At 60.8% G+C, this 24,273-nt stretch carries 31 protein-coding genes and 2 pseudogenes; 22 read left to right on the forward strand and 11 right to left on the reverse strand.

Going from position 1 to position 24,273, the window contains the following annotated elements:
- Positions 1 to 68: 68 nt before the first annotated feature.
- On the reverse strand, positions 69 to 1,844 hold the full coding sequence (ligD, locus tag NKI47_RS19700; RefSeq protein ID WP_352592862.1) for a DNA ligase D: 1,776 nt from the start codon (positions 1,842 to 1,844) through the stop codon (positions 69 to 71).
- A gap of 296 nt (positions 1,845 to 2,140) precedes the next feature.
- Between ligD and NKI47_RS19705 the strand changes: the two genes are divergently transcribed.
- From NKI47_RS19705 to NKI47_RS19715, 3 genes and pseudogenes are all read left to right on the forward strand, one after another.
- The gene (locus NKI47_RS19705; RefSeq protein WP_352592865.1) at positions 2,141 to 2,245 is read left to right on the forward strand and encodes a DUF982 domain-containing protein; all 105 of its coding nucleotides are present in this window, start codon (positions 2,141 to 2,143) and stop codon (positions 2,243 to 2,245) included.
- A gap of 72 nt (positions 2,246 to 2,317) precedes the next feature.
- Positions 2,318 to 2,613: pseudogene (locus NKI47_RS19710) on the forward strand (ISNCY family transposase); the annotation flags it as partial.
- Positions 2,614 to 2,756: 143 nt separating this feature from the next.
- Entirely contained in the window at positions 2,757 to 3,002 is a 246-nt protein-coding gene (locus NKI47_RS19715; RefSeq protein ID WP_352592985.1) for a hypothetical protein, read from the forward strand.
- Positions 3,003 to 3,149: 147 nt separating this feature from the next.
- Here the strand turns inward: NKI47_RS19715 and NKI47_RS19720 are convergent, their stop codons facing one another.
- The 4 genes from NKI47_RS19720 to NKI47_RS19735 form a co-directional block, all read right to left on the reverse strand.
- Positions 3,150 to 3,437, reverse strand: coding sequence for a PilZ domain-containing protein (locus tag NKI47_RS19720; RefSeq protein WP_352592868.1), 288 nt, complete (start codon positions 3,435 to 3,437; stop codon positions 3,150 to 3,152).
- A 977-nt stretch (positions 3,438 to 4,414) separates the two neighbouring features.
- Positions 4,415 to 4,819, reverse strand: coding sequence for a TadE/TadG family type IV pilus assembly protein (locus NKI47_RS19725; RefSeq protein WP_352592871.1), 405 nt, complete (start codon positions 4,817 to 4,819; stop codon positions 4,415 to 4,417).
- Positions 4,809 to 5,228 (reverse strand): TadE/TadG family type IV pilus assembly protein, encoded by a 420-nt coding sequence (locus tag NKI47_RS19730; RefSeq protein ID WP_352592874.1) that lies wholly within the window; start codon positions 5,226 to 5,228, stop codon positions 4,809 to 4,811. The genes NKI47_RS19725 and NKI47_RS19730 overlap by 11 nt, the downstream gene beginning before the upstream one ends.
- Before the next feature lie 26 nt (positions 5,229 to 5,254).
- Entirely contained in the window at positions 5,255 to 6,661 is a 1,407-nt protein-coding gene (locus NKI47_RS19735) for a pilus assembly protein TadG-related protein (protein WP_352592877.1), read from the reverse strand.
- Positions 6,662 to 6,786: 125 nt separating this feature from the next.
- On the opposite strand from NKI47_RS19735, the gene NKI47_RS19740 reads away from it, so the two are divergent.
- The 8 genes from NKI47_RS19740 to NKI47_RS19775 all read left to right on the forward strand — a co-directional run bounded on the left by NKI47_RS19740 (position 6,787) and on the right by NKI47_RS19775 (position 10,793).
- A complete protein-coding gene (locus NKI47_RS19740) occupies positions 6,787 to 7,053 on the forward strand; it encodes an AbrB/MazE/SpoVT family DNA-binding domain-containing protein (protein WP_059186960.1) in 267 nt (88 codons plus the stop codon).
- Positions 7,050 to 7,448 carry a type II toxin-antitoxin system VapC family toxin gene (locus tag NKI47_RS19745; RefSeq protein WP_352592880.1) on the forward strand — a complete coding sequence of 133 codons (399 nt, stop codon included), beginning with the start codon at positions 7,050 to 7,052 and terminating at the stop codon, positions 7,446 to 7,448. Before NKI47_RS19740 ends, NKI47_RS19745 begins: the two co-directional genes overlap by 4 nt.
- Before the next feature lie 364 nt (positions 7,449 to 7,812).
- Positions 7,813 to 7,983 (forward strand): porin family protein, encoded by a 171-nt coding sequence (locus tag NKI47_RS19750; protein ID WP_352592882.1) that lies wholly within the window; start codon positions 7,813 to 7,815, stop codon positions 7,981 to 7,983.
- Positions 7,984 to 8,071: 88 nt separating this feature from the next.
- Positions 8,072 to 8,365 (forward strand): SDR family oxidoreductase, encoded by a 294-nt coding sequence (locus tag NKI47_RS19755; RefSeq protein WP_352592969.1) that lies wholly within the window; start codon positions 8,072 to 8,074, stop codon positions 8,363 to 8,365.
- A gap of 32 nt (positions 8,366 to 8,397) precedes the next feature.
- Positions 8,398 to 8,661 carry an ATP-binding protein gene (locus NKI47_RS19760; protein WP_352592885.1) on the forward strand — a complete coding sequence of 88 codons (264 nt, stop codon included), beginning with the start codon at positions 8,398 to 8,400 and terminating at the stop codon, positions 8,659 to 8,661.
- 468 nt (positions 8,662 to 9,129) lie between these two features.
- Positions 9,130 to 9,375 (forward strand): type II toxin-antitoxin system VapB family antitoxin, encoded by a 246-nt coding sequence (locus NKI47_RS19765; RefSeq protein ID WP_352592888.1) that lies wholly within the window; start codon positions 9,130 to 9,132, stop codon positions 9,373 to 9,375.
- Positions 9,375 to 9,803, forward strand: a complete 429-nt coding sequence (locus NKI47_RS19770; RefSeq protein WP_352592890.1) for a type II toxin-antitoxin system VapC family toxin — start codon at positions 9,375 to 9,377, stop codon at positions 9,801 to 9,803. The genes NKI47_RS19765 and NKI47_RS19770 overlap by 1 nt, the downstream gene beginning before the upstream one ends.
- 837 nt (positions 9,804 to 10,640) lie before the next feature.
- Entirely contained in the window at positions 10,641 to 10,793 is a 153-nt protein-coding gene (locus tag NKI47_RS19775) for an XRE family transcriptional regulator (protein WP_352592893.1), read from the forward strand.
- Positions 10,794 to 10,796: 3 nt separating this feature from the next.
- Here NKI47_RS19775 and NKI47_RS19780 read toward each other — a convergent pair whose 3' ends face one another.
- The 3 genes from NKI47_RS19780 to NKI47_RS19790 all read right to left on the reverse strand — a co-directional run bounded on the left by NKI47_RS19780 (position 10,797) and on the right by NKI47_RS19790 (position 12,432).
- On the reverse strand, positions 10,797 to 11,066 hold the full coding sequence (locus tag NKI47_RS19780) for a nucleotidyl transferase AbiEii/AbiGii toxin family protein (RefSeq protein ID WP_352592972.1): 270 nt from the start codon (positions 11,064 to 11,066) through the stop codon (positions 10,797 to 10,799).
- 731 nt (positions 11,067 to 11,797) lie between these two features.
- Positions 11,798 to 12,202 (reverse strand): type II toxin-antitoxin system VapC family toxin, encoded by a 405-nt coding sequence (locus NKI47_RS19785; RefSeq protein WP_352592895.1) that lies wholly within the window; start codon positions 12,200 to 12,202, stop codon positions 11,798 to 11,800.
- The gene (locus NKI47_RS19790; protein ID WP_352592898.1) at positions 12,199 to 12,432 is read right to left on the reverse strand and encodes an AbrB/MazE/SpoVT family DNA-binding domain-containing protein; all 234 of its coding nucleotides are present in this window, start codon (positions 12,430 to 12,432) and stop codon (positions 12,199 to 12,201) included. The genes NKI47_RS19785 and NKI47_RS19790 overlap by 4 nt, the downstream gene beginning before the upstream one ends.
- A gap of 478 nt (positions 12,433 to 12,910) precedes the next feature.
- Between NKI47_RS19790 and NKI47_RS19795 the strand changes: the two genes are divergently transcribed.
- From NKI47_RS19795 to NKI47_RS19805, 3 genes and pseudogenes are all read left to right on the forward strand, one after another.
- Positions 12,911 to 13,153: a type II toxin-antitoxin system Phd/YefM family antitoxin gene (locus NKI47_RS19795; protein WP_352592901.1), complete on the forward strand. Its 243-nt coding sequence runs from the start codon at positions 12,911 to 12,913 to the stop codon at positions 13,151 to 13,153.
- Positions 13,150 to 13,569 (forward strand): type II toxin-antitoxin system VapC family toxin, encoded by a 420-nt coding sequence (locus NKI47_RS19800; RefSeq protein ID WP_502896993.1) that lies wholly within the window; start codon positions 13,150 to 13,152, stop codon positions 13,567 to 13,569. Before NKI47_RS19795 ends, NKI47_RS19800 begins: the two co-directional genes overlap by 4 nt.
- Positions 13,559 to 14,651, forward strand: a pseudogene (locus tag NKI47_RS19805) (tyrosine-type recombinase/integrase). The gene NKI47_RS19800 and the pseudogene NKI47_RS19805 overlap by 11 nt, the downstream one beginning before the upstream one ends.
- Before the next feature lie 36 nt (positions 14,652 to 14,687).
- Here the strand turns inward: NKI47_RS19805 and NKI47_RS19810 are convergent.
- Together NKI47_RS19810 and NKI47_RS19815 are read right to left on the reverse strand one after the other, a co-directional pair.
- Positions 14,688 to 15,206: an RES family NAD+ phosphorylase gene (locus NKI47_RS19810; protein ID WP_352592907.1), complete on the reverse strand. Its 519-nt coding sequence runs from the start codon at positions 15,204 to 15,206 to the stop codon at positions 14,688 to 14,690.
- Positions 15,203 to 15,592 (reverse strand): MbcA/ParS/Xre antitoxin family protein, encoded by a 390-nt coding sequence (locus NKI47_RS19815; protein ID WP_352592910.1) that lies wholly within the window; start codon positions 15,590 to 15,592, stop codon positions 15,203 to 15,205. Before NKI47_RS19815 ends, NKI47_RS19810 begins: the two co-directional genes overlap by 4 nt.
- A 564-nt stretch (positions 15,593 to 16,156) precedes the next feature.
- On the opposite strand from NKI47_RS19815, the gene NKI47_RS19820 reads away from it, so the two are divergent.
- Positions 16,157 to 16,831, forward strand: coding sequence for a protein-L-isoaspartate(D-aspartate) O-methyltransferase (locus NKI47_RS19820; RefSeq protein ID WP_352592975.1), 675 nt, complete (start codon positions 16,157 to 16,159; stop codon positions 16,829 to 16,831).
- A 680-nt stretch (positions 16,832 to 17,511) separates the two neighbouring features.
- Here the strand turns inward: NKI47_RS19820 and NKI47_RS19825 are convergent.
- Positions 17,512 to 17,886 (reverse strand): MAPEG family protein, encoded by a 375-nt coding sequence (locus NKI47_RS19825; protein WP_352592912.1) that lies wholly within the window; start codon positions 17,884 to 17,886, stop codon positions 17,512 to 17,514.
- Positions 17,887 to 18,072: 186 nt separating this feature from the next.
- Here NKI47_RS19825 and NKI47_RS19830 point away from each other — a divergent pair, with 186 nt between their 5' ends.
- The 7 genes from NKI47_RS19830 to NKI47_RS19860 all read left to right on the forward strand — a co-directional run bounded on the left by NKI47_RS19830 (position 18,073) and on the right by NKI47_RS19860 (position 24,262).
- Positions 18,073 to 19,275 (forward strand): ABC transporter substrate-binding protein, encoded by a 1,203-nt coding sequence (locus NKI47_RS19830; protein WP_352592914.1) that lies wholly within the window; start codon positions 18,073 to 18,075, stop codon positions 19,273 to 19,275.
- 75 nt (positions 19,276 to 19,350) lie between these two features.
- A complete protein-coding gene (locus tag NKI47_RS19835) occupies positions 19,351 to 20,217 on the forward strand; it encodes a branched-chain amino acid ABC transporter permease (RefSeq protein ID WP_352592917.1) in 867 nt (288 codons plus the stop codon).
- A 5-nt stretch (positions 20,218 to 20,222) separates the two neighbouring features.
- On the forward strand, positions 20,223 to 21,197 hold the full coding sequence (locus NKI47_RS19840; RefSeq protein WP_352592920.1) for a branched-chain amino acid ABC transporter permease: 975 nt from the start codon (positions 20,223 to 20,225) through the stop codon (positions 21,195 to 21,197).
- A 4-nt stretch (positions 21,198 to 21,201) separates the two neighbouring features.
- Positions 21,202 to 21,981 carry an ABC transporter ATP-binding protein gene (locus NKI47_RS19845; protein ID WP_352592923.1) on the forward strand — a complete coding sequence of 260 codons (780 nt, stop codon included), beginning with the start codon at positions 21,202 to 21,204 and terminating at the stop codon, positions 21,979 to 21,981.
- 2 nt (positions 21,982 to 21,983) lie between these two features.
- Positions 21,984 to 22,706 (forward strand): ABC transporter ATP-binding protein, encoded by a 723-nt coding sequence (locus tag NKI47_RS19850; protein WP_352592925.1) that lies wholly within the window; start codon positions 21,984 to 21,986, stop codon positions 22,704 to 22,706.
- 8 nt (positions 22,707 to 22,714) lie between these two features.
- The gene (locus tag NKI47_RS19855; RefSeq protein WP_352592928.1) at positions 22,715 to 23,455 is read left to right on the forward strand and encodes an aspartate/glutamate racemase family protein; all 741 of its coding nucleotides are present in this window, start codon (positions 22,715 to 22,717) and stop codon (positions 23,453 to 23,455) included.
- A 102-nt stretch (positions 23,456 to 23,557) separates the two neighbouring features.
- A complete protein-coding gene (locus tag NKI47_RS19860) occupies positions 23,558 to 24,262 on the forward strand; it encodes a GntR family transcriptional regulator (RefSeq protein WP_352592978.1) in 705 nt (234 codons plus the stop codon).
- The last annotated feature ends 11 nt before the right edge of the window (positions 24,263 to 24,273 follow it).

Genomic DNA, 24,273 nt, shown 5'->3' on the forward strand with positions numbered 1-24,273 from the left:
GTTCGGCGGGCGTCTTCGCCCACTGCTAACAGATGCCTTATGGGAAGTTCGTCCCCTGTCCTTGATGCTCACGCTGCCTTTCTGGCGGCCGCCCTGAACGGACGGTCAATGGTAAAGGCATCTGGACGGATGGCTGCCTCAACCTGGCTCCAGGTCACGGGACGGGCGATTGGGAAGCCAGGTCGCGCCCGTGGGGAGAAGGCGCCGACCGCCGTGTTACCGCGCCCATTGCGAAGGTAGTCGATGAAGATGCGGCCCTTTCGGGCTGCCGGCGCGGCGGAGAGCAGATAGCGATCAGGATGAGCTTCAGCGAGGCGCTTGGCGAACGATCGGGCAAGGAGCCGGGCATTGTCGTGCGTGATCTTCGTCTCAAGTGGGGCCATCAGGTGAATTCCCTTGCCGCCCGTCACCTTCGGCCAGCTCTCCAGACCTTCCGCTTCCATGATGTCGCGGAGCGTTAGCGCGGTCTCGATCACTTTATCCCACTCGATCCCCTCGCCCGGATCAAGGTCCAGAACGATGCGGTCGGCATGCTCGATGTCGTCAACGGTGGCATTCCAAGGATGCAGCTCTACCGCATCCATCTCGACCAGCCCCAGCAAGCCGGCAAGGTCGTCCACCCACACGCGCACACCTTCGCCACCCCCGCGCTTCTGAACGCGCAACTGATGCACTGCTGCTGGGATCTTCGGCAGCGCGCCTTTGTGGTAGAAGGTTGCCCCGAGAGCATGGCGGACCAGCTTCAGCGGTCGGTGGCCGAGATGGACGAGTGCGTGATCGGCAACCCTCTGCCAATAACGCGCAAGCTCTTCCTTGGAGGGCGAGACCGCGTCGGGCAGCAGTTGCAGGATGTTCTCGCTGGGAACGCCATGTTCCTGGGCTGGCCCACGTCGCTTTGATGGCGCCGGAGGCTTGGCCGGGATCGCCACGAGGTCTTCTCGCAGACCCTTGAATACTGCCTCGCGCAACACGCCGCGATCAGTGACGCCGCTGAACTGTACCTCGGCCAGCACCTCTGGTCTGACCCACGTCGCCTTCGGTTTCACGATGGGCTCTGACAAAGGTGACTTGCTGATGATCAGCGGGTCAAGCCGCTCTCGAACCCGTTGCGCAGCGCTCAATGTATAGCCGCTGCGAGCCTTCCCGGCATAGAGCAGTCGGTCGCCCTCGCGTCGGCCGATGTAAAGCGATGCGATGCGGCGCGGGTAAGCGCCGAGCTTCTCGACAAATGCCACGATGGGGAAAGTGTCGCTCTTAATGCACTTCACCTTGAGCCAACTCGTCTGGATACCCGAGCGGTACGTGGCATCGGTGCGCTTAGACACAATCCCCTCCAAGCCCATTCGGCAGGCATGTTCAAACACGTCCGTGCCGCTCACCTCCAGATGCTCGGCATAGGTCAGTGTCGGCGCCGTGTTCTTCAACAGTTTCTCCAGGGCTGCCTTGCGCTTTACCAGCGGCTGCTGTCGTAGATCGCGCCCGTTGAGGTGCAGCAGGTCGAACGCGTAGAAGATGAGCCTTGCCGAGTTTGGATTGCCCAACTCCCGTTCCAGGGCTTGGTAATCCGGCAGGCCGCTGTCGCCGAGAACGACAGCCTCCCCGTCGATGATCGCCTTCACCGGCAAGCCCGCCGCCGCTTGAACCATTCGTCGGTATCGGTGCGACCAGTCGTAGCCACGGCGCGTGAAGGCTCGCGCTTTGCCGCCCTCAATGATCAGTTCGGTGCGGTAGCCATCGTACTTGATCTCATGAAGCCAGTCGCTGCCCTCAGGCGCGTTCTCGACCAGCGTGGGCGACTGAAACTCAATGAAAGAGAGCCGACCATCCCCGGTTTTGGAACTCATCGCACACTCCTGACCTCCACCCCAACTTTGGTGCCGCTGAATAGGTTCCGCAACAGAGCTGGCCGGAGGAGTAGGGTCCCGAGCCGGTTTACCCGATCCTTGCTCGAACCGGGCTTGGTTGAGGGAACTCTTAGTTAAGCCGTCACTTATGTACGAATGTCGCTCCATTGGTTCTCCCCGCCAGTGTCCGTAAGGACCAGCCGCGCTGGCATTGCCTATCAGTGCAACAACGTCGAGAAGGGGCCGCCGAGCAGCTGTTGCAGTGGACCAAGCGTGGCCCCAAGTGGCATAGCGCAGTGCAGCTCTGCATGGATGCCATGATCGATCAGGTGAAACCCGAAGTGGTCCGCAGGGCGTTTCTCGAAGCGGCCAAGGAAGAGGGAAACCTACTGCCTCCGTAGCATTTGCGACCGAAAGCCCTGCTCTTGGTTGGGCACGAACCTGACAAAAAGCATCGTCGGCATCACCCTGCCTACAGAACATTCGACAAGCTGCGTTCAGTCCACAGATCGGAGGTTATCGAGAACAAGCGGCTCGATGCCGCCCTGGAACTGGTCCCCAGATTGCAGATTGGCCGCGACCTTCAGCGGAGCCGGCGTGGGCCGCGACGCACACTGGTCAGACGAACCACATGTTCGGCATTCCCGATGGAAGTCAGAGCAACGGCCATGTGAAGCGTGGCCGCAAGCCCGGCAAGAAGACGGATTTCACGAAAGACCCTACGATCATCGCGCGCCGTGAACAGGTCCTTGCCGGAATGGCTGCCGCCAGGGCGAGAGCCCAAATGTCAAAGTTGATATGGCGGACGCCGAGAGCGATACCCGCGGAGATATGCTCGCAATGTTGGACGAGTTTCCCAATCAACCGGAAACCGCAACCACCTGGAGAAGCGGCCTCTAGCAGGCCAGCATTGTGCTGGTCAATCGCGAGATGGCCGACATGGCCGCGGCGGCCGTGGCGGGGCTCGGCCTCGCGGTGCTGCCCCGCATCATCGGAGATAGCGAGCCGGGGTTGCGGCGGTTGACCGGGGAAATCCTGGGGCGGCAGAGCCTCTCGGTCGTCTACCGCCGCGAGGCCGCGCTGGCGAGTTCGGTTCCAATCATCGTCCGCTTCCTGATCAACGTGATGCGGCGACATTTTGGCGCGATGCCGCGCTGAGCGGTCAGAACCTGAAGGTCGACGAGACAATCGACGGCTTGTGTGAGTTGAGCCTTTGCCCATGGCCGTGCGGCGGCTTCTCTTGCTGTGTTGAAGGTCAGTGCCAACTGTTGCTACCGGTGGTGCTCGGCTGGTGCGACGAGAACTTCAGCCATAGTGAAGGCGCGGTTTGGGCACTGTTTCGGTGAACTGCACACCGACACGGTCGTTCCTGCGCCAGCGCAACACAGACCGATAGGCAACGCCATCGGTCGGCACGTAGAGAAGGAAATGCTCCGGCACCAGGGCTTCGACCGGCACCTTGAGTTCGGCTCCGCCGACGTTCTGGTTTCGAATGGTGCAGCTGATTTCGGAGTTGTTGATGCCGTTAATGATCGCGGCACCCTTCAGGACGCGCTGTCTCCGTTCGCGGCGGTTGTCGCCTTCTTCAACCATTGTGACCTCCGTTAGGCGCCCCACTTGTATATCAGAACCGCCCACGCGCGAGCCGGATTGAATCGCGGAGCGTTGTTACCCGCGTCGAGCTGCGATCGCTGTCCAGTCGGGTCAAAAGGGTGTTTCCATATGCCTCGGCCCCTTGCCTCGGCCTGATACAGCGCCCTGTCAGGATTCTTGAACTACCCTTCCGGGTAGCCGATGGGTCCGCCCGGAGGGGGTGCCAACGTCCGCCTTCAGCCGTTGCGCCAAGTTCTTCATGAGCCGCGTCGGGAGGCTAAGGTCGCCGGTCCCATCGCAGGGCCGGACATCAGCAGTGCGAATTCATCTCCACCAATCTCGCAACCAAGCCACCACGTCTGATTGCTTTCTCAAGACGCCGCGCAATCGCGACCAGAAGCGTCTCGCCAACGGCATGCTCGAAATTGTCCTCGCGTGGCGTCGCCAGTTTTTTTCGGAGAGATGATCGTCCAGGCTTGTGCCCGGACCAAGCGGCTCCTCCCGATGTTCGACAGGCGCCTGAATGATATCGGCGAATTTGTCCGCGGCACCCGCAGGTGCGCTGTGCGAGGGAATAACTGCCGGAATATGTGCTCTTCGTCGCCAGGCCGGCGCCGATCGCCGTTAAGCGATAGCGCCCGCTGTGCATGGACTTCCGCACTGGCGAGATCGTGAGCGAGCGCGGAGCCGGCGGCCGGCATTATGTCCGTCAGGGAGTCTCTGCCGTCGGTCCGCGCTGTGCAGCGCGCGGGCGATGGCGTTAGGCAGGGAATAGCGGCCGAGGTGAGGGACGGCAAGCCGCGCATTGCCGGGGCAAAGGCCGTGATCATACATGCCGTCCCCGATCTATAGCCAGGATGAAGGCCCGCGCCCGAAGTCTACGTTCTGCGCCGGTGGCGGTGAAGCAGACCTGAACGCAAGCAAAGAAGAACAAGCCGATCACTGCGCATGTTGCGTAAAGAGACTATTGGGTGCGCTCATGACGCAACCAACGGAACTGTGACAGTTGTCGCATAATTTATCGAGTATCGGTCGAAGTACGGAAACTCGATCGCGAACGCATATTTGGCGGTCAGATGGGCCATTCGAAAGCCGCCGCTGGGGGCGTCGATTGCTATTGTTATGTCGACATCGGTTAATCCCAAACTCAGCAATTTTGCCGTGGCCATCGCTTTTATCTCGGCTTCGGTCAGCGAATTCTTCATTTGCAGCGCTCGTGAGGACGTTTCCAGAGTATAGCGAACACTTGACATGGCATTCAGAGCCCAGCCGAATGCGAAGATGCCGATCAAAAGCATTATCAGAATAGGCGCGATCAGCGCGAACTCCAGTGCGGCTCCGCCTGATGCCTCACGTATGAAGGCTCTCCCTCTAGCGAACACGTATCACCTGTTTGTGGCTGAGCTCGCGCGAGAGGGAAAACTCGCCGAAACTGAAGGGCGGGGACCAGGTGGCCGTCGCCTGTATTTCAACGAAAACCGCGGAAGCTTTCAAACTGTCGCACAGCACAGATGGATCGACCACGATGATCCCGCACATATGTTTCCGGCTCAGCGTCACCTGCGCGTCATCGGGATGATTTTCCCAGCTCGAAAGGGCGACGGTCTGGGTAGCCGCGTCGTCGGCTGCGCCTTGCATCACGAGATTGGCCGCCGTTTTCACGCCCGCACGCATCGACAACGCGCTTGATACAAAAGACCAGCCGTCAATGATGCCAAGAAGTACCAGGCAAAGGATCGGCACAACCAGCGCAAACTCCACCGCGGCAATACCCGAATCGCTCCCGAACATCCGGGCTGGTAACCGTGCCACGAAGATTACTCGACAAGCTTTATCGATTGCGTGGCCGGAATGTCTCGCATCCCAAGGCTCGTGCAATCCTGATTGACGTTCGCATTGCCGGACCACTGCACGGTACTGGCGACGACCTGAGTGCAACCACCTTTGCCCGAGAAATTGCCGAGGTAATTGACATCCTGTGTTGGAAAATACAAAGCGCCGGTCAAAAGCGAATCTGCCGTGCCATTAAACGTGTTCGATCCCGTCTGGTTAGCTTTGTCTCCGTAAAACAGCACCCCCGAATAGGTGCCTAACGTCGGTGCGCTGAGCTTGACAATGGCCGTGCCGTTCATGCTGACGCCCGAGCTGCCGGCCAGATAGATAATGACTCCATCGCCTGAAATATTTGCATTCGAGTTCGCTTTGAAATCTCCTCCCTGAATGACGTATACCCCGGGCGAGAGCGTCACATTGCCGCTCAAGCTGAGCCCCCTGCAGTATGTTCCAGGTTGCAACGTCGACTGATTGCTGTTTTGACAGGGGTTCGTGGCCGGTGGCGCCGGCAAGTCGGCAAAAGGATCGGCAGCGGGCAACGCCTGGGTTATCGGACTGGCGCAGACGGTCGTCACGGGGTTGCTCAACGAAACACCGCCTGCCGATATTAGGCAATCGACCTGAAGGTTTGCCGATCCCTGAAGCTTGATGGCGTCCGCGGCTATCGAATTCGACATCACGACGCAGCCGGTCAGTTTGAGGTTCGAACTGCCGGAAAACAGCGCCGCTTTCGGAGCGGAAGGATTGCGCGCCATAAGGCAGGCCTTTGAAGAATCCGTGATAAGAGCCACCGCTCTTGCCCGTGCGCCGACCGGGTTTTGCGTGAATATCGATGTGAAAAACCGATCGAGGGTCTGATGAACGATGACCTCGACGGCCTTTTGGGCGACATTCGGGCCGGAAGACGGAGGCGTGAAGATTTCGATTGTGCCTGTTGACGGGTCCCAGCCGTTCGTCGTCGCTGACAGTGTCGCGGCGGAGACAATCGTTGGCTTGTCAGATCCCGAAATCTTTTCCAAAGCGCCAGCATAGGCCGCCGCATCCGCCACCGCCTGTAATTTCAGGCTGCTAAAATACCAGTAGGAGGTCTCGATACCGAGACCCGCTGCGCCGACGACAATCGGCAAAGACAGGGCAAAAATAGTAGCAACGTTGCCGCTCTCGTCTGTTTGTCGCAGACGGCTAACAAACCGCCTCAAGATACGGGCACCCCATTCCATGGAAATATTTAAGCCAGGATGAATGAAGGAACGACTAAGGATTTCACTCCATTTGACAGGTGCGCTCCTTGGGCGGCCGGCACGAGCTCCGGCGGCCGCACTCGGCGAGCACGCTGCTAATAGCTGTACCTGCGCGCCGGCGATGCCGATGTCGCGATTCGTTACGCGCACAGGATGCCTCCGGCCGTTGTGATTGTGGACCCGCCAGAGCGCAACTGCTCGACAACGCGCCTTTGCTATTGATGATAATGCAGATTTGCATTATCTAATCGTGTGGATGAGTTGGAGCTGCGAAAATGACTACATTGACGGTGACGGCACGGGGACAGGTGACCTTCCGCAAGGACGTTCTGCAGCATCTGGGCATCAGGCCGGGCGAGAAGATCGAACTTGATCTGCTCCCCGACGGCCGGGCGGAATTGAAGGCGGCGCGGGCAAAGGGATCATTCCGGGAGCTCTACGGTTTTCTCAAGGGCAAGACGAATGGCCGGGTGTTGAGCATTGAAGAGATCAACGAGGCAATCGCGGAAGCGGGTACTGCAGCGGGATCGAGCAAGGAATGAAAGTCACGGCCGATACCAACGTTCTGCTGCGTGCCTATGTCGCCGACGATGAACGACAGGCGGAAGCGGCCGTCGATCTCTTGGCGAAGGCAGACATCGTGGCCGTTAGCCTTCAGGCCTTGTGCGAGTTCGCATGGGTTTTGGGCCGACAGTATCAAACCGCACGCGCAGATATCGTGGCGGCAATCCGAGCCTTGGCGAATACCGCAAATGTCGTCGTCAACCGGCCAGCTGTCGTGGCAGGGCTTGCAGTGCTTGAGGCCGGCGGTGATTTTGCGGACGGCGTGATTGCCTTCGACGGCGACTGGCTGGGCGGGGAGACATTCCTCTCCTTCGACCGCAAGGCGGTTAAACTGCTGTCAGCGCAAGGACATCCTGTTCAGCTTCTTTCCTAGCTGTCCTCAGGCGTGTCGACATTGTATTGCCTGACGCGCCTGGCGGAATCCAACCCATTAAATGCCGGGACTAAACAGCTAGCCACAACGAGAGCAACTGCTGATCTGTAGAATGAGCAGGTTCGGTGAACTTTGCGTTCTCCTTACAGATCGTGTCCTGGACACTCCGCAGTTCACGTTCGACGCGCTTGCCGGCGCCCGCGTCTGGTACATCTCGAATGATGTGACAGTGCAATATGCTGGGTTCTCCTGTCGCGCGAGGAGGATTTCGGCTGGGTCGATCCGGTGATCGGGGCGCGCGCCTTCTACAACATCACCGACAGGCTTTCCGTGATGGCGCAGGCGGATATAGGCGGGCCCCGGGGTGGGCGCCGATTTCACCTGGCAGGTGCTGGGAACCGTGAATTACCTGCTTACCGACCACTTCTCGGTTTCCGCCGGCTATAAGCACTTGCCGATCGACTACGATGACGAAGGCTATGTGTTTGATGCAACCCTGTCCGGTCCGGTTCTCGGCATAACATACCGCTTCTGAGCCGCCCATGTCTGAGGTTCCATACTGACGGTGTGCTTTTCCTGGTCGTGGATTGATCCTTCTGCCACGGAAGTGCTGATTGCTTCACGTGTCGGCGGTTCGGCGTCTTCGCCGTCATTCTGCTATCGCGCGAACGCTCTCCGGTGAGCTGATAGGGCGCGGCAACCGCGCCAATGTGATCAGCCCGGGCCCGATAGACACGCCGCTCAACGACAAGCTTGGTCTGGGTCCGGTGGAAACGAAGGCTCGGGCGAAAGCTGTCGTCGGGATGGTCCCGGCAGGCCGCTTTGGGACGGCCGAGGAAATTGCCAATGCGGTGGTGTTTCTGGCGTCCCGCGACAACGCCAGCCGGAGCGCCGCAGTATCGACGTCAACGATCTGATCCGCGCGGTTCTCGATATCGCCGGCTACGGTTTGCGCACGGCAGGCATCGAGGTGCAATGCCGGCTCGCCGAGGGCCTGCCGCCTCTGGAACTTGACCCTGACCAGATGCATCAGGTGTTCTACAACCTGATCGTCAACGCGCAACACGCCCTGCAGGAGATACCGGGACCGCGGCGGATCGAGATCGAAACGGCGCTTGAAGGCAATGACCTCCAGATCGTGATCGCCGACAATGGCCCCGGTGTGCCCGCCGAGATCCGGAATGGTCGCCATCTCCGCGCTCAGAACGCCTAGTCTCAGTCTAGCGAGGAGCTCGATCGACGTGGCCGTGACGATCGGCTGAAGCCATCGCAGGACCATTATTTTGAAGGGCCCGCTGCACCTTCCCGGGGCAGCGGGCTTGGCATTTGTGCGAATGCTAACTCCTTTGGTACGACCCCAAAATCAACCATCCAGGTTTTCATAAATGGCCCCTTCCCCGCAGCACGCTGTCTGGGATGTTTCGGCACACGATCGTGTATCGAAGCTGCATATCAGGCTGCAGCAAAAAGCTCATGCTGACCGGCCGGACGAGATCGAAAGAAGGTTCGGCTGCGTCAGGCGTCCTGGCAATCCGCCCGACTGAGCACCAGAACCGACCCTCCCGACGGATTTTCGCGAGCTGCATTCCTCCCTCCCCTCCTTACCAAAACCGCCGCTCGCGAATTCGCTGGCGAGTATATCTCGGATGTGATATACATATATCACTCGGAAGATATACAAATGCCGCTCTTCATTCGCGATCCCGACGTCGATGCCATGGCCGTCGAGCTGCAGCAGATTACCAACGCGCGCAGCAAGACCGAGGCCGTCAGAACCGCCTTGCGCCATGAGATCGAGCGCAACCGCGGCAGCGTCCCGCTGCGCGAGAGACTTGCCAAAGTCAAGGAAATGGCGCGGCGGATCGGGCCGGCCAACCCTGATTTCGATATGAAGAAATTCACCGACGAAATGTGGGGCGACGACTGATGTTCGTCGATGCCTCGGTGATCGTTGCCATCCTGAACGAGGAACCTGGCGCGGAAGAACTGGAAAAGCGGCTCGCGGCCGCGACCAAGCCGCTGTATATCTCCCCGCTCGTCCGGTTCGAGGCAGCCCAGGGTCTCGCGCGAGCATCGGCCGAAGCCATCAAAAAGAACGCCAAGCCCACGGCCGACATGCTGGCGCAAGCCCGTGATACCGTCGACGCCTTTTTGATCGAGATCGCCGGCAAAGAAATCATGATATCCGGCGACATCGGCGACCGGGCGATCGAAGCCAGCATGAAATACGGCAAAGCAGTCGGGCACAAAGCCGATCTCAATTTCGGCGATTGTTTTGCCTATGCTTGCGCGAAGGCTCACCGGCTTGCCCTGCTTTACAAGGGCAATGACTTTTCACAAACTGATCTGGCGTAAGGCTTTCCAGGCCTTGCATCGCGGCGCGAGAGCCGATGGGCCCTTTTGCATGCTTTGGGCGAATCGTCGTCTTTCATGGCTAAACGCAATATTACGAGGAACGTTCGCTGCAGCACTGGTTTTCTTCGGCCGGATCAACCCCGTCACGACGGGGCCCTCGGCGGGCTGGAGCTGCCGGGCGTGCAGGGACGCGTTCCTTGAGGGCCTTGGAGACGACCACCGCTGGCGGGCCTCGGCCGCACGGAACTCCGCGAGAAGTGCGACGGCGCGTTCGCTGTAGCCCGGCTGACGCCGGCCTCGCGCGCCAGGTTGGCGACGGTCAGCGCCCCGTCGGTGCACTCAGGCGGCTGTCGAGCAGCCGCACCATCGCCGCCCTCAGCGCCGCTTCACCGCCTTGCGGCCGGCAAGCCAAAAGCCGTGCAGGATAGAATGTTGGACGCGCTGGCGGTCGCAAGCTTCGGGCAGAAGGCCGATCTGGCAAAGCCGATGAAGCACCGGGGTCAGGCGTGATGGAAATCGCCTTGCGCTACCCCTCCGACGCCTACAGGGTCATCTATGCCGTCCAGCTCGGCGATTGATCTGGGTCGTGCGTGCATTCCAGAAGAAGTCGACCACGGGCATCGCCACGCCTAAGGAGGCGATCGACCTCATCAAGGCGCGGCTGAAGCAAATACGGAAGATCGAGTCATGACAGAGAAAAAATCGAGATCGTCAGAGGCAGCGGCAATGTCTACGCGGACATGGGGGATCCCGACGCCGATACCAAGCAGATGAAGGCCTTCCGAGATCATCGCTGCGCTGAATCGGCGGCACCTCACGGTCAGAGCTGCGGCGGAGGTGACCGGCGTTAGGCCGTCGGATATTTCGAACATCCGCAACGCCCATCTTGGCAAGTTTACCATCGATCGGCTTGTGCGGGTGCTGAACCGGCTTGACCGAAAGGTGACCGTTACGGTCGAGAAGGCGAGACATGGAACTGTCGCCGCCTAACGCCTAATATGGCCAAGTTGCTCTGCCGGCGACCGGCAATGCCCTCCCTGTTGGCTCTTGGTCAATGAAGCCGAGTAGCTGAGGGTCGTCGAGGAAGATATCGACGTCGTGGCTTTCGCGATGGTTGATCTGGATCATCATCGCCGTGCCGCCGCCAAACGACCATTCGAATTCAAAACCTCCGGCCTTCTTCCGGAGCTGGTCGATCAGATCGGCAGCAATGGCGAAAAGCCGCCGCCATTTGGACGGACGACGGCTATGGACCTCGATCATCAAGCAGCGAGTTAATAGGTCTCGCCGGACCAGGCAGAGAAATGGGCCGCGAAAGCCTTCGGATTATCGACCGCATCTGGTGCGCGGCGGCGAACTCCATCTGCTGCTCGACCGGCACTTCTGCAAGGAAGGCACTGACCTGCCCAGGATACTGCTTCGCCAGATCTAGATCCGAAAGACAATGAGCCAGCGCCACCCGTCGAGCTGTTCGCTGTAGGGCGCGTTAACTGTCGTCAGAACCAAGGCCAGATGCTCGCTCATAGTCATGCAAAATAGTCAATTCGTGGATGGGCACAAGCTGCGAGACTCGGGCACTGCAAATGGCTCGCGAGGCTCACAATCGTCCTTCCGTCGACCACAGTGACGCCTGAGCGGTCATGCGCGCGTAGACGGACGAGCTACAGAAGCGCGCGGGTCGAGCAGCATTCGGCCGGCTGCGAACTGACTTCGGAGCATGACTCCGGCACGTCCCGCCCTTACGAGCTGCCGCGCGCGACGGTTCCGCGTCGACCTCACCAAAGGCTCTGACGGTCCCCTCCTCGCGCTAGCCGCAAGGTGTAAACGGCGGTTCCGCATTTCAGCTTACGACTTCAATTGAAATCGGGAAATAAAACCGACACCCGCAAATACCAACGCGGCCGCGATCGTTACCGAGTCAACCTGACCAAAGCGTCCGGGCTCTAAAAAGCACCCTCCCCTGCCGGCGCGGTTCGAGGCCTCGCCAGGCGCGCTCAGCAGGCTGGGGTGATCAACATCAGCGATGGAAAATAGGTGCGATAACGGCCGACGTCGCGGGTGAGCAGCGGCAGCTTACCGACCGCCGCGTGGGCGCCGATGAAGAAATCCGGCAGCACCCCGGTGCGCGATCCGCCCGATTTGCGATACTGGGTGAACACCTTTCCGGCCAGGAATAGCACCGGCCGCGGCATCGTCACGATCTCGAGGCCGGCCGCGTCAAGAAAGGCGTCGAGATCCTCGATCCGGCTGTAGCGGACCGAGAGCTCTGTATAGACGACGTCGTTGATCAGCAACGGTCCGCGCAGCGAGGCGGCCTCCAACTGTTCGATCGACCACTCCGCCCAGTCCTGATCGTCGGTGACGAGGTCGAGCAGAACGTTGGTGTCGACCAGCGTCACGCTTCGTCGCGCGTCAAGGTCATGATCGCCTCGGTGCTCAGCCCCTTGCCGGCATGGCCGCGCAGCTTGGCAAAGCGGCTCGCCGGCCGTTTTTCGTCCGCACGAACCAACACCACGCTGCCGTCGGCGGCGCGGCGAAAATCCACTTGGCTGCCCGGTGCGATGCCCAAGAGATCGCGCACGGGCTTGGGAATGGTCACTTGACCTTTTGCGGTTACGGTCGTTGTCATTGCAGCCTCGGTAAGGACACCTCGAAATATGGTATTACCTCCGCGCGATGGATTCAAGTATCGGGAGTTGCCCTGAGCCGTTAGCCGCGATGTCCGCAGATCCTTTGCCGCTGACCTTCGGAACTCGGCACCGCCGCGACCCTCTTGAGTTCATCTGGACTGGGGCCAACAGCCTCGGAAAAGGCCCGTCGCTCGCCTTCGATTGAAGCGAGAAGGCAAAAACCATCGTCTGACTTTTCAGCTTAGGGCTTTAATTGAAATCGGGAAGTGAAAGCCACAGTCACCGAGGATGATGTGAGGCCAAAGAACACTATCGATAATGACCTCTTATCGGTGACTTGACCAAGCCTTGACCAACCGACGGAATCGACGCTATGGTCGCGCAAACTTTGTCGTGCAAGGCTGCGCTCAGCGCGACGAGAGTGGCCGTGGCGGAACAAGGAGGCCACAGCGTACAACGCCACACGAGGACGGAAAAATGACCATCACAGTGAAGGTCGGCGAGGCCAAGACCCATCTCTCCGAACTGCTGGCGAAAGTCGAGGCCGGCGAGGAAGTGATTATTTCGCGTGGCAACGATCCGATCGCAAAACTCTCCCGAATCCACAAGGATAACCGGCTGGACGCCTTGATCGACGAGGTTCGCGCCGCGCGCGCCAAGGCGAAGCCCGTGACCACTGAAGAGATCCTGGCCTGGCGTCACGAAGGGCATCGCTACTGATGATCTTGGTCCTCGACGCCTCCTTTGCCGCTGCCTGGCTCTTGCCGGAGCAGCACAGTGAGGCGGCCGAAACAACAATCGCGGGACTGAGAGGCCAATCTCCAGTCCCTTCCTTGTTCTGGCACGAGGCGCGCAGCATTGTCCTGACGGCCGAACGGCGCGGGCGGATCGTTCCCGGCGAATCGATCTCCGCAATGGCGCGACTTCGCCGGCTGCCGCTTGAGGATGCGGGCGCAGGGCGTGACGGCGCCATCATCGAGCTTGCCATCGCGCACGGTCTTAGCGCCTATGACGCCGCCTACCTTGCGCTGGCAATCGAAACCGCGTTGCCGCTGGCCACCCTCGATCGCAAGCTCGCAGTTGCCGCGCGCGGCCAGGGAATCCGAATTCTCGGACCGCTCGCGAATGGCAACTGACCGCGTCGGTCGGCCATCGGGCAATGGTGTTCGACGCGCCGAGGCGCTCGACTCGCATTGGATTCGGTGTTGCCCTTCGACCGCCGCGAACTTTTGACCGACGACGACGTCGCGATGCTGCGCCATCTGGCCCAGGAAGGCATCGGCAAAAACTCCCTCCGCGCGCTCGCCCGACCTCGGCTATCTCGACGCCTAGTCGCTGGCCGCCACCGGACAGCCTCTGCCTTGGCCGGCGCCGGAATCCCTGCTCCTCAAATTCGTCGCTCACTACGTTTGGGATTTTTCGAAACGCGAGGCCGACCCGGCGCAGGGCATGCCGGCTGACGTAGCGGCGTCGGTGGGTAGCCCAGGGCCTGTTACGGATGACAAAAAACCGCACGCGTCGTCCACCGTGCGCCGGCGGCTGTCGAGCTGGTCAATCTTGACCAAATGGGGCGGAACTTGTCGGAAAATTCAATGCGCCGGGCTGCAGAGCGCGATCAAGACCGCCGATATTCTGGCCGCCCCCCTGAAAACATGCGCCGGCAACCGTCTCGTCGACGTCAGGGATCGCGCGATTCTCATCAGCGCCTTCGCCTCCGGCGGCCGGCGTCGCAGCGAAATTTCTGCTCTTCGCGTCGAACAGCTGGTCGACGAAGACCCGGTTCCGGCCGATCCCAACGCTTCCGACGGCGATAAATTGCCATGCCTGTCGATACGGCTCGGCCGCAAAGAGACGACGCAAGCCGACAGCGACGCTTTCGTGCTGCTCGTCGGCCGGCCTGTGCTGGTTTTGAAGGACTGGCTGGCGCGCGCCGGGATCAGCGACGGCGCCGTGTTTGGCGGCCTCGACCGCTGGGCAATCTCGAAGCGCGCCCTGACGCCGCAGGCCGTCAATCTGATCCTGAAGCGGCGCACCGCCGAGGCCGGGCTCGATCCGCAAGCCTTCTCCGCCCATGGCTTGCGCTCCGGCTATCTCACCGAAACCGCACGCCGCGCCATTCCGCTGCCCGAAGCCATCCAGCAGTCGCAGCATCGCTCCATGCAGCGCCTCGAACTACTACAATGACGCGGAACGCACACTCGGGCGGGCGGGCGGATAATCGCCTGAGTCGCAATTCGATCCGACCCTTGCGGCGTTAGCTCCAGGACAATTGGTTCCGAGGCAGCCGGCCTCCCGGATCGATCACCCTGACCTGGTGCGGGAGCACCTCGCCCCAGCTCCATAGCACGAGGTTCTGATCGGATGTACCGGCACCTGGCGCGAAGCTGGGCACGAGAATGCCGAACTTGCCTTCAGCAACGAAGCGGTCATGGATGCTCCATGACGGCGGCCGTTTGCCATCGGCGAGAAAATCCATCCATGCACAAGCCATATCTTCGAACCGGATCCCGGCGTCGGCCTGGCCTTGCGCCGTCCTCAGATCGACAATGTCATCGCAATCGATCTCGTATGAGCAGAGCACGCAGGGATCAATGCGATGTGCAAAACCCTGATTGGCCTCCTTCACGGCCGTCATGACGTCGAGCGCCAGATAAAGCGTACGCACACCTTTCGGGTTGAATCTGGCACCCCGAATAGCCGCTCCGTCGCCTGAGATCGGCTGGAACGACCAACGCGGATCATGGGCGCGGTAGCAAATTCCGGCAAACCTCAAGCAAAGCCACCAACGGCGACGTGATCCAGGTAGTCGCGAACCGCGCTGGCCTTGCCTTCCTTAACCAGAGCTTCCGCCGTCCGTCCGCCGAAGGCCGGTATCGGCTGCGCCCGATACCAAGCCATCGCCTGCTCCTTGCCTCCAGCCCAGTCGGTCACCCTGCTGATGATCTCAAGCATTTCACGAAGGCGACCTTGCGTCTTTGCAGCACGGCTACGCTCAACCCTATAGAGGGTTTCCCGCGCAAGACCCGCCGTTTCGGCAAGCTGACCTTTGGACATACCGAATCCATCAGCAACCTGGGCGACAGTGATCTTCCCAGCCCGATCCATATAGGACAGCACCAACGGTTCGTTCTGAACTGGAGCTTTCAACGCTTGGGTCATTCCTGTCTCCCTTGCCATATTCAGAAACACATTTCTTGTGCATAAGATATGGCATTGCGCGACGGACTACAAGTCTCGGTTGGCGGATGAGACGTCGTTGAGGCCTCACCAGACGCATTCACACGTTCGTGTTCTGGCACATTCCTTGTGTGCACAAAAACCCACAAAAGCCCCGAAACCGGCCAAATGCACGCACAACGTCCAGTTCTCCCGATCGGTCGCCCATTGGCGATGCCCGCGTCGACCGAGGATCGGGCGACCGACGCCCAAGTCGACGAGGTCAAGGTGGCTGGCTGCCGCCTCGTCCACCAGGAGCACGGCTCCGGCGCCTCGCCCTCCCGGCCGGTGCTGGCGAAGCTGATGCGCGAGATAGCCGCATACGGGACACACCGCTATGGCGATATAGCGCCCAGAATCTCCAGGGTCGCCGCCGGCGATAGCCTGCCAAGACGGTCACCCACGCTTGCCCTGGGCACCCGTAATGGAAACGATGGCGGGCGCTACCGTGACGAACAGGATATAATGCTCACCGGCAGCAATCTGGTTGAGGAAAGCCCCACCGTCATGAAGCCAATGAACGAAGAGCACCTCGCGGTCCTACGCAGGCACATGGTCGAGATGATTGCAATCCATACCGACCTTGCAAGCGAAGAACTCGGCAAGGCGGCGCTCGATGAGCGGGTGATGGCAGCGATGCGGCGAGTGCCGCGGCATCTCTTCGTGCCAGCCTCGGTTGCACCTTATGCCTACCAGGACATGCCGCTGCCGATCGGCTTCGATAAAACCGTCTCGCAGCCATTCATCGTCGCTCTCATGACCGATCTCCTTGCTCCCCAACCGCACGAGGCGGTGCTCGAGATCGGCACTGGCCTGGGCTATCAAACCGCAATCCTCGCGGAACTCGCCGGGCAGGTTTGGAGCGTAGAAATCATCGAGGAATTCGCAAGCCATGCCGAGGCTCTGCTGCAGGGCCTCGGCTTATCCAATGTCGGCATTCGTGTCGGAGACGGGTCGCGCGGCTGGCCCGAGCACGCCCCATACGACAAGATCCTGGTCTCCGTCGCGGCTGGGCGGGCGCCGCCGGCCTTGCTTGAGCAGCTCAAGCCGGGGGGACGCCTGGTTCTGCCTGTGGGACCTCAAGATGTGCAGTTGCTGACGGTCATCGACAAGGATTCGGCAGGGCAACTGAAGACTCGCAAACTCATCCCGGTTCGGTTCAGCCGGCTCGAAACGGTCTAATGAGGTGCGACAACTGGCGCGACCGCGCTTTTCCGACCGTCAATCAGATGCCAGCCTTCCGCGTTTCTTCGCCCTTGGTGAACGCGAAGAAACGGTAGAGTCGAGGTGTGGCGCAGTGGCGGTAGGTTGAACATATCTGTTTGCCGCCCCTTCGTCTGGCCCTGCCTTATTGATTCAACCTTGGCTCCGTTTCCACACCTCGCTCATCGAACCGGACCTGCAGATCTCCCGCATCCGGCTCTCGGACAAAAACTCACGCCTTCACCCACGACACGCCACGTCCAAGTCGGGTCAGACGTACGAGCCCGATGTGCTCGTAAGATGCGAGTCTGGATGGGCCCCGCCCTTGCATCGTCTGGTCTTGTGTTTGGAACGCAGCCACCGGGGCAACCGCACTGCAGTGTAACTGTCGAGGGCCCGGTATGCCTTGCTGGTGGTTCCTACCGAGAACTAGTTCGCCCATCCGCGCAGCATCCGGTTTACCTTCGCTACCAACAATGTGGTCTCTTCCCATGTACCCTTTTCGGTCAGTCAGCGAGTGGATGTTCTCCACAGCGCGTCTGATGCTCTTCTTCGATGGCCGTTGCGCCAAGCGGGCCGCTGACGATCCTTTCCGGTCGATCTTTCAGAGAATAGGTGGAAGGGAATCTCGCCGTGTGATGGCGCTCTGGGTGCGGGCACTATAGCTCGGGCCAGAGTGACGCAGGCAAAAGCAGCACAATTCCAACGAATGCGACATTCCAGACGAGGGAACGAAACAGGGGAACCCCCGCTGCGTAGGGCGGGAGATAAACCAGCCTGACTGAGAAATAGAGACTAGCTCCCCATTCGCTGAGGCCGCTCTCACGACCGAGCGCATGGACAAGGAGGACTCCAGCCACGAACACGGGGAACGTCTCCAGGGCGGAAGCGGATTGGCAGCCAACCGCAGAGCTGGAGCCCGCTCCCGCCCCTATCCTCCCGCCGACGTTCCCGGCATCGGCATGTTCATTGTGCTTCCCAGCCGTAGTCAGCCGTAGGGGGAAATGGCAGCCGAATGAATGAATACGCCCCAACCAGCGCTACCCGAATTCGACGCCGATTCGAATTTTTGCGCTCTTCATCTACGACCGCTCACAAGATTGTCAACAATCGGAAAAAGTTTTGTTGACAGGTGGTTGATTTGAGCCTTCACTCACAAAAGTCCGCGTATCGGTCGAGTTCTGTCGCAACAATGCGCGGCCTCCAAAGGGGAAAGAACAATGATCAACAGGCGTTCAATAATCACATCCGCGGCGCGCGGCGCCGTCTCCGCGCTGGCAATCATGGCCGGCGGCACACTCACGGTGCACGCCGCCAACAAGGAACTCAAGATCGGCTTTGTCGGCGTGACGAGTGGCGCGGCCGCTGCGTGGGGCACATCCAACGTCCGCTCGATGCAGACGCGCGCTGCCTGGATCAACGAAACCGGCGGTGTGAAGATTGGTGACGAGACCTACGACATCAAAATCGTCACCTTCGACGACCAGAAGGACCCGAAGCGGGCAATCGCCGGCATGGAGAAGATGGCCCAGGAGGGCATCCACTATGTCGTCGGTCCGAATGTCGACGACGGCGCGGCGGCGGTGCGTCCCGTAGCGGAATCCAAGGGCATCATCTATTTTCCCTACGCGTTCCCGAAGGAACTCTACAGCCCGCCGGCGTCCAACGCCGTGCTCGGCATGATCGCCAACTACCAGTCGGCTCCGGCGATCTACAAATATCTCATGGAAAACAGGGGCGTGAAGAAAGTTGCCTTTGTCGCCGCCAACGAATCCGATCCGCTGAGCCAGCGGGATGGCGGTGTTGCCGCGGCAAAGGCGCTCGGGCTCGAGGTTGTGGCTGCAACGGATGTCTACCAAAACGATACCCGCGATTTCACGCCGGTACTGACGCCGATCGTTTTGCAAAAACCGGACCTGCTGGTGCTTTCGGGTGTCGCGCCCGGCAATGCGCCGCTGCTGATCCGCGCCGCGCGCGAGCTCGGCTACGAAGGTCTGATCTCCACCGAAACGGCGCAGGATGCCAAGGTGCTGGAAGAGGGCGCGGGCGAGTTGGCCAACGGCTTCATCTCAGTCGGCGGCGCCTCGACGCCGGAAATCGCGTCCGACACGATGAAGGAATTCGTCGACCGCTATACGAAAATGTTTGGCGAATACAATGACGAGTCCAACACCAAGGTCTACGCCCTCGAATACATCATCGAGACGCTGAAGGCGAACCCGGCCGCGATCGACAAAGTCGAGGAGTTCAAGAAGACGATCGACACTTTCTCGGCGCCCAATCCCTATCTGAAGGACGATGCCAAGCTGACCTATGTCGGAATGACGTCATTCGGCCAGAAGCGCCAGCTTTCGGTCCCGATGGTGGTCACGGAATACCGCGACGGCAAGTTCGAGACGCTCTTCGTCGCTCAAGTCGATTGACGCAACCGCACTGAAGCGGATTGCCGCAGAGGCTCTGCATTTCTTGAGCCTCTGAATGGCCGGGGAACCATCCTGATGGAACAAGTCATCGCCAACGGGCTCTATCTTGGCGCGCAATACGCCTTGATCGCGCTCGGTCTGACCCTGATCTTCGCGCTGATGAACGTGCTTAACTTTGCCCATGGGCAGATGTACGTTCTCGGCGGCTTCATCACCTACACCGTATATGGCCAGCTCGGCATGCCTTTCGTCGTCGCGCTCGTTGCGTCCGGGATCACGCTGCTGGTCATTGGAGCGCTGGTCGAGAAATTCCTTTTCAGAACGGTGATTAGACGAAGCGTGCGGGAGGAAAGTACGATGCTTCTTGCGGCGGCGGTCGCATTCTTCCTCGACGCCGTGATCCTCCTCCTGTTCGGTGAAAAGCAGCGCGGCGTGCCGAAGATCGTCAACGGCGTCTTCGTCTCTGACAGCCTCATAATGCCTTACGACCGGCTGCTGGTCGGCGCTCTCGCCATACTGTTCATCGCCTCCTTCGTGCTTTTCATGCAGTACAGCAAGCCGGGACGCGCCATGCGGGCGCTGGCGCAGGACCGGGTCGCGGCGCAGCTCATGGGCGTCGAGGTCGACCGCTATTCGATGATCGGCTTTGCGCTTGGCGCCATGCTTGCCGGCACAGTCGGCGGGCTGCTGGTCGCCATCACCGGCGTCAATTCGGGCATCGGCGGACCGATCTCGATCAAGGCGTTCTTGATGGTGATGATCGGTGGGGCCGGCGTCGTCAGCGGAGCAATCGCCGGCGGCTTCATCCTCGGCATGATGGAATCGGTCGGCCTGACAGTGCTACGCCAGTATGGCGACGTTACCTATCTCGTCATCTTCGCCGCGCTGATGGTCTTCCTCAGCATCCGCCCGAACGGGCTCATGGGCAAGCCGTGGGGGTGATGGACATGAAGCGTACACGCAACATCCTCGCCGTCGCTGTCTTCCTGCTGGTCGTACTCATCGGCGTGCCCTGGCTGATCGAGGCGACCGGTCGGCTCGACCTCTACTATACGCTGACCTCGGTCGCGCTGCTCAGTATCGCCAGCGCCGGCGTATGGGTGACCTTCTACATCGGCCGCATCAATATCGGCCAGGGCGCCTTCGCGCTTATGGGCGGCTATGTTTCGGCCATCCTTGTCGTCCAGTATGGTGTGTCGTTCTGGCTGACACTGCCGCTGGCCGGGCTGTTCTGCGCCGCTGCAAGCGTGCTGATCGGACTGCCCATCCTCAGGCTCCGCGGCGTCTATTTCGCCATGGTCACGCTGGTTTTGACCGAAGTAGCGCGGCTGCTGGCGCTGGCGCTGCCGATCACCAACGGCGCCAAGGGCATGGTGAGCATTCCGCTCCCCGGCGGCATTTCGATCGTCGGCCTGACCATCCTTCCCGATTTCGCGACGCTCGCCAATCCACGCCCGGCGTTCTATCTCGTCTCGGTGGTGCTGATGGTGCTGTGCTTTGCCGGGCTTTACCGCCTTGTCCATTCGCGCATCGGCAAGCTCTGCCGGTCGCTGCAGCAGAACGAGGAACTGGCCTCCTCGATCGGCGTCAACATCGCCTATCTGCGCGTCATCGCCTACGCCATCTCCTCGTTCCTCGGCGGTCTCGGCGGGGCGATGTTCGTCGCCATCTCGCAGTCGATCTATCCGTCCAGCTTCACCGTCACCGACTCGGTGAACTTCATGCTGAACTGCTTCCTCGGCGGGCTCAGCTACGTCTTCGGGCCGATGATCGGCACCTTCGTGCTCTATTTCGGCTGGGATTTCCTGTTCGAGACCGGCGAGTTCCAGTTGCTGATCTTCTCGTCGGTGCTGATCGCGCTGATGCTGTTCCTTCCCAACGGCCTGCTCAGCCTGCGGCTGTTCGGCAAGAAGCAGGGCTAGGACCATGACCGAGCTTCTCCAGATCAAGGCAGTGACCAAACGCTTCGGCGGGCTGGTCGCGGTTAACAATGTTTCCTTCGCCGTCCGGGAACGCGAAATCCTCTCCGTGATCGGTCCCAACGGCGCCGGCAAATCGACGCTGTTCAAGCTGATTTCCTCTTTCATCAGTCCGACCTCGGGCGAGGTGCTGTTTCGCGGACAGCGGATTTCAGGTCTGGCGCCGCATATCGTCGCCCGGAAGGGCGTCGTCCGCACATTCCAGGAGACGACGATCTTCAAGGGCATGACCGTGCGCGACAACGTCATCATCGCACATCACCTGCGTTCCAATGCCACCCTTGCCGGCTTCTATCTCGGCACGACTACAGCGCGGCGCGACGAGGCTGAATTCGGGCGATCCGCCGACGAGATCATCGACTTCCTCGATCTCGGCGCGCAACGGCATGAGATCGCCAGCACGCTGCCGCACGGCCATCTGCGCGCTCTGGGGATTGCCATCGGCCTCGCCACCAACCCGACCGTGCTCCTGCTCGACGAACCCTTTGCCGGCATGAACCACGACGAAACCGCGCGTACGGTGGAGATGGTGCGCGGCGTCCGCAAACGCGGCGTAACCGTGCTGCTCGTCGAGCACGACATGCCTGCCGTGATGAACATTTCCGACCGTATCGTCGTCCTGAACTTCGGTGTGAAAATCGCCGAGGGAACGCCGAAGGAAATCCAGGAGAACGAAAAGGTCATCGAGGCCTACCTCGGCGCCGAAGATGAGACGATCGGATTTTAGCCATGAGCGAACTGCTGAAAGTCTCCGACGTCGAACTCTACTACGACCATGTCTATGCACTGAAGGGTGTGTCGCTCAACGTCAACGAGGGCGAGACGGTAGCGCTCATCGGCGCGAACGGTGCGGGCAAATCGTCAGTCCTGCGCGCCATCACCGGCCTGAAAAAGGTCCGCAGCGGCGAGATCCATTTCCAGGGCCGTCGCATCGACAAAACGCGGCCGGATGAGCTGGTCAGGATGGGCATCGCCATGGTGCCGGAGGGGCGGCGCGTCTTTTCCTACATGACGGTGCGCGACAATCTAATGATGGGCGCATTCACCCGCACCGACAAGGCCGACATCGCAAGGACGCTGGACATGGTGCTCGGGCGTTTTCCGCGCCTGAAGGAACGCTATTCGCAGATGGCGGGCACGATGAGCGGCGGCGAACAGCAGATGCTGGTGATCGGGCGGGCGCTGATGGCCAAGCCGAAGCTGCTCTTGCTCGACGAACCCTCGCTCGGCGTCGCGCCGAAGCTCGTGCAGGACATCGCCCGCTCGATCGTCGCAATCAACCGCGACGAAAAGGTCAGCGTGCTGCTGGTCGAGCAGAATTCGCGCATGGCGCTGCGCATCTCGCAGCGCGCCTACGCACTGACGACCGGAAAGATCGCGCTGGCCGGACATTCGGCTGAGCTGCTTGGCGACGACCGGGTCAAGAAACTCTATCTCGGCGGCGAAATATGAAAGCGCAAATGGACGTACTCGTCGTCAATCCCAACACCACCGCGTCCATGACCGAAAAGATCGGCGAGGCGGCGCGCCGCGCGGCTTCGGCCGGCACCAGGATCATCGCCGTCAATCCGAAGGACGGGCCGCCGAGCGTCGAAGGCTATTTCGACGAGGTCTTCGCCATCCCGGGAATGATCGGCGAGATCCAGAGACATCCGGCGGCGAGCGCCTGCGTCATCGCCTGCTTCGACGACACCGGCCTCGACGCAGTACGCTGCGTCGGCGAGATGCCGGTGGTCGGCATCGGCGAAGCGGCGTTTCACATGGCGAGCCTGATTGCCGGCAAATTTAGCGTGGTGACGACGCTGTCGCGTTCGGTGCCGGCGATCGAGCACAATTTGGTGCGCTACGGCCTCGCCAGCCGCTGCGCCAGGGTGCGGGCAAGCGACGTTCCCGTTCTGGAGCTCGAAGTGCCCGGCTCCAACGCCCGCCATCGAATTTCGGAGGAGATCGAGCGCGCCATCCGCGACGACCGGGCCGAAGCGATTGTGCTGGGATGCGCCGGCATGGCCGACCTCGCCGCCGCGCTCAGCCGCGAACATAGCCTTCCCGTGCTCGACGGCGTCGCCTGCGCAGTAAAACTCTGCGAGAGCCTCGTCGGCCTTGGCCTGTCGACCTCAAAGCGCGGCGGCTACCAGGTTCCACTCGAAAAATCCTTCGCCGGAATCTTTGCGCCCTTTTCGCCCTCCGGCCGTGTGTCCTGATGCGTGCAAAATTGTTGACATTCCCACACAGGATGTTCGATGTCCGGCCGGAAACGCGGTGTTCGCGCCGCTATGCGATCCGGCCGCCGGGACAATGAGACGATGGACCTGCTTGGGCCAAAGCCACGGGATGGCGACAAGCCGACGATGCGCTGGTTTCCGGTCTATGCCGGCCTGCGCGACGCCATCGTCAGCCACCGCCTCGCACCGGGCACAAAACTACCCGAGGACGAACTCGCCTCGATCTATTCGGTGAGCCGCGCGGTGATACGCGCGGCGCTGCAGGCGCTGTCGCATGACCGCTTGGCTCGGCTCGAGCCGAACCGCGGCGCGTTCGTCGCCCAGCCGACCAAGCAGGAAGCGCGCGAGGTGTTCGAAGCGCGGGCGCTGATCGAGCCCAAGGTCGCGGCGCTTGCCGCCGAACTGGCAAAGCCGGCCGAGATCGCGCAACTGCGGCTTCATCTCGAAAAAGAGCACGAGGCCCTGCATGCCGGCCGCGACAGCGACGCCATCATGCTGTCGGCAAAATTCCATGTCGGCATCGCCGAAATCGCCGGCCATTCGATCCTAACCGGCTTCGTCAAAGACCTGCTGTCGCGGTCGTCGCTGATCATCGCGCTCTACTGGCGCCGCCGCGACACCACCTGCGAAAGCCAGGCCCATCACGCCCTTGTCGATGCCATCGAAAAACACGACGCAAAAGACGCGTCCGACCTGATGCGAAGCCATCTCGTCGACCTGCTGTCGGGCCTTGATCTGACGCTTGGCGAGAAGAAGCCCGAGAGCCTGTCGGACATCTTGCGCTGATCTGCGCTGTC

It is taken from the genome of Mesorhizobium sp. M0633 (genome assembly GCF_040320645.1).
Classification (GTDB): Bacteria; Pseudomonadota; Alphaproteobacteria; order Rhizobiales; family Rhizobiaceae; genus Mesorhizobium.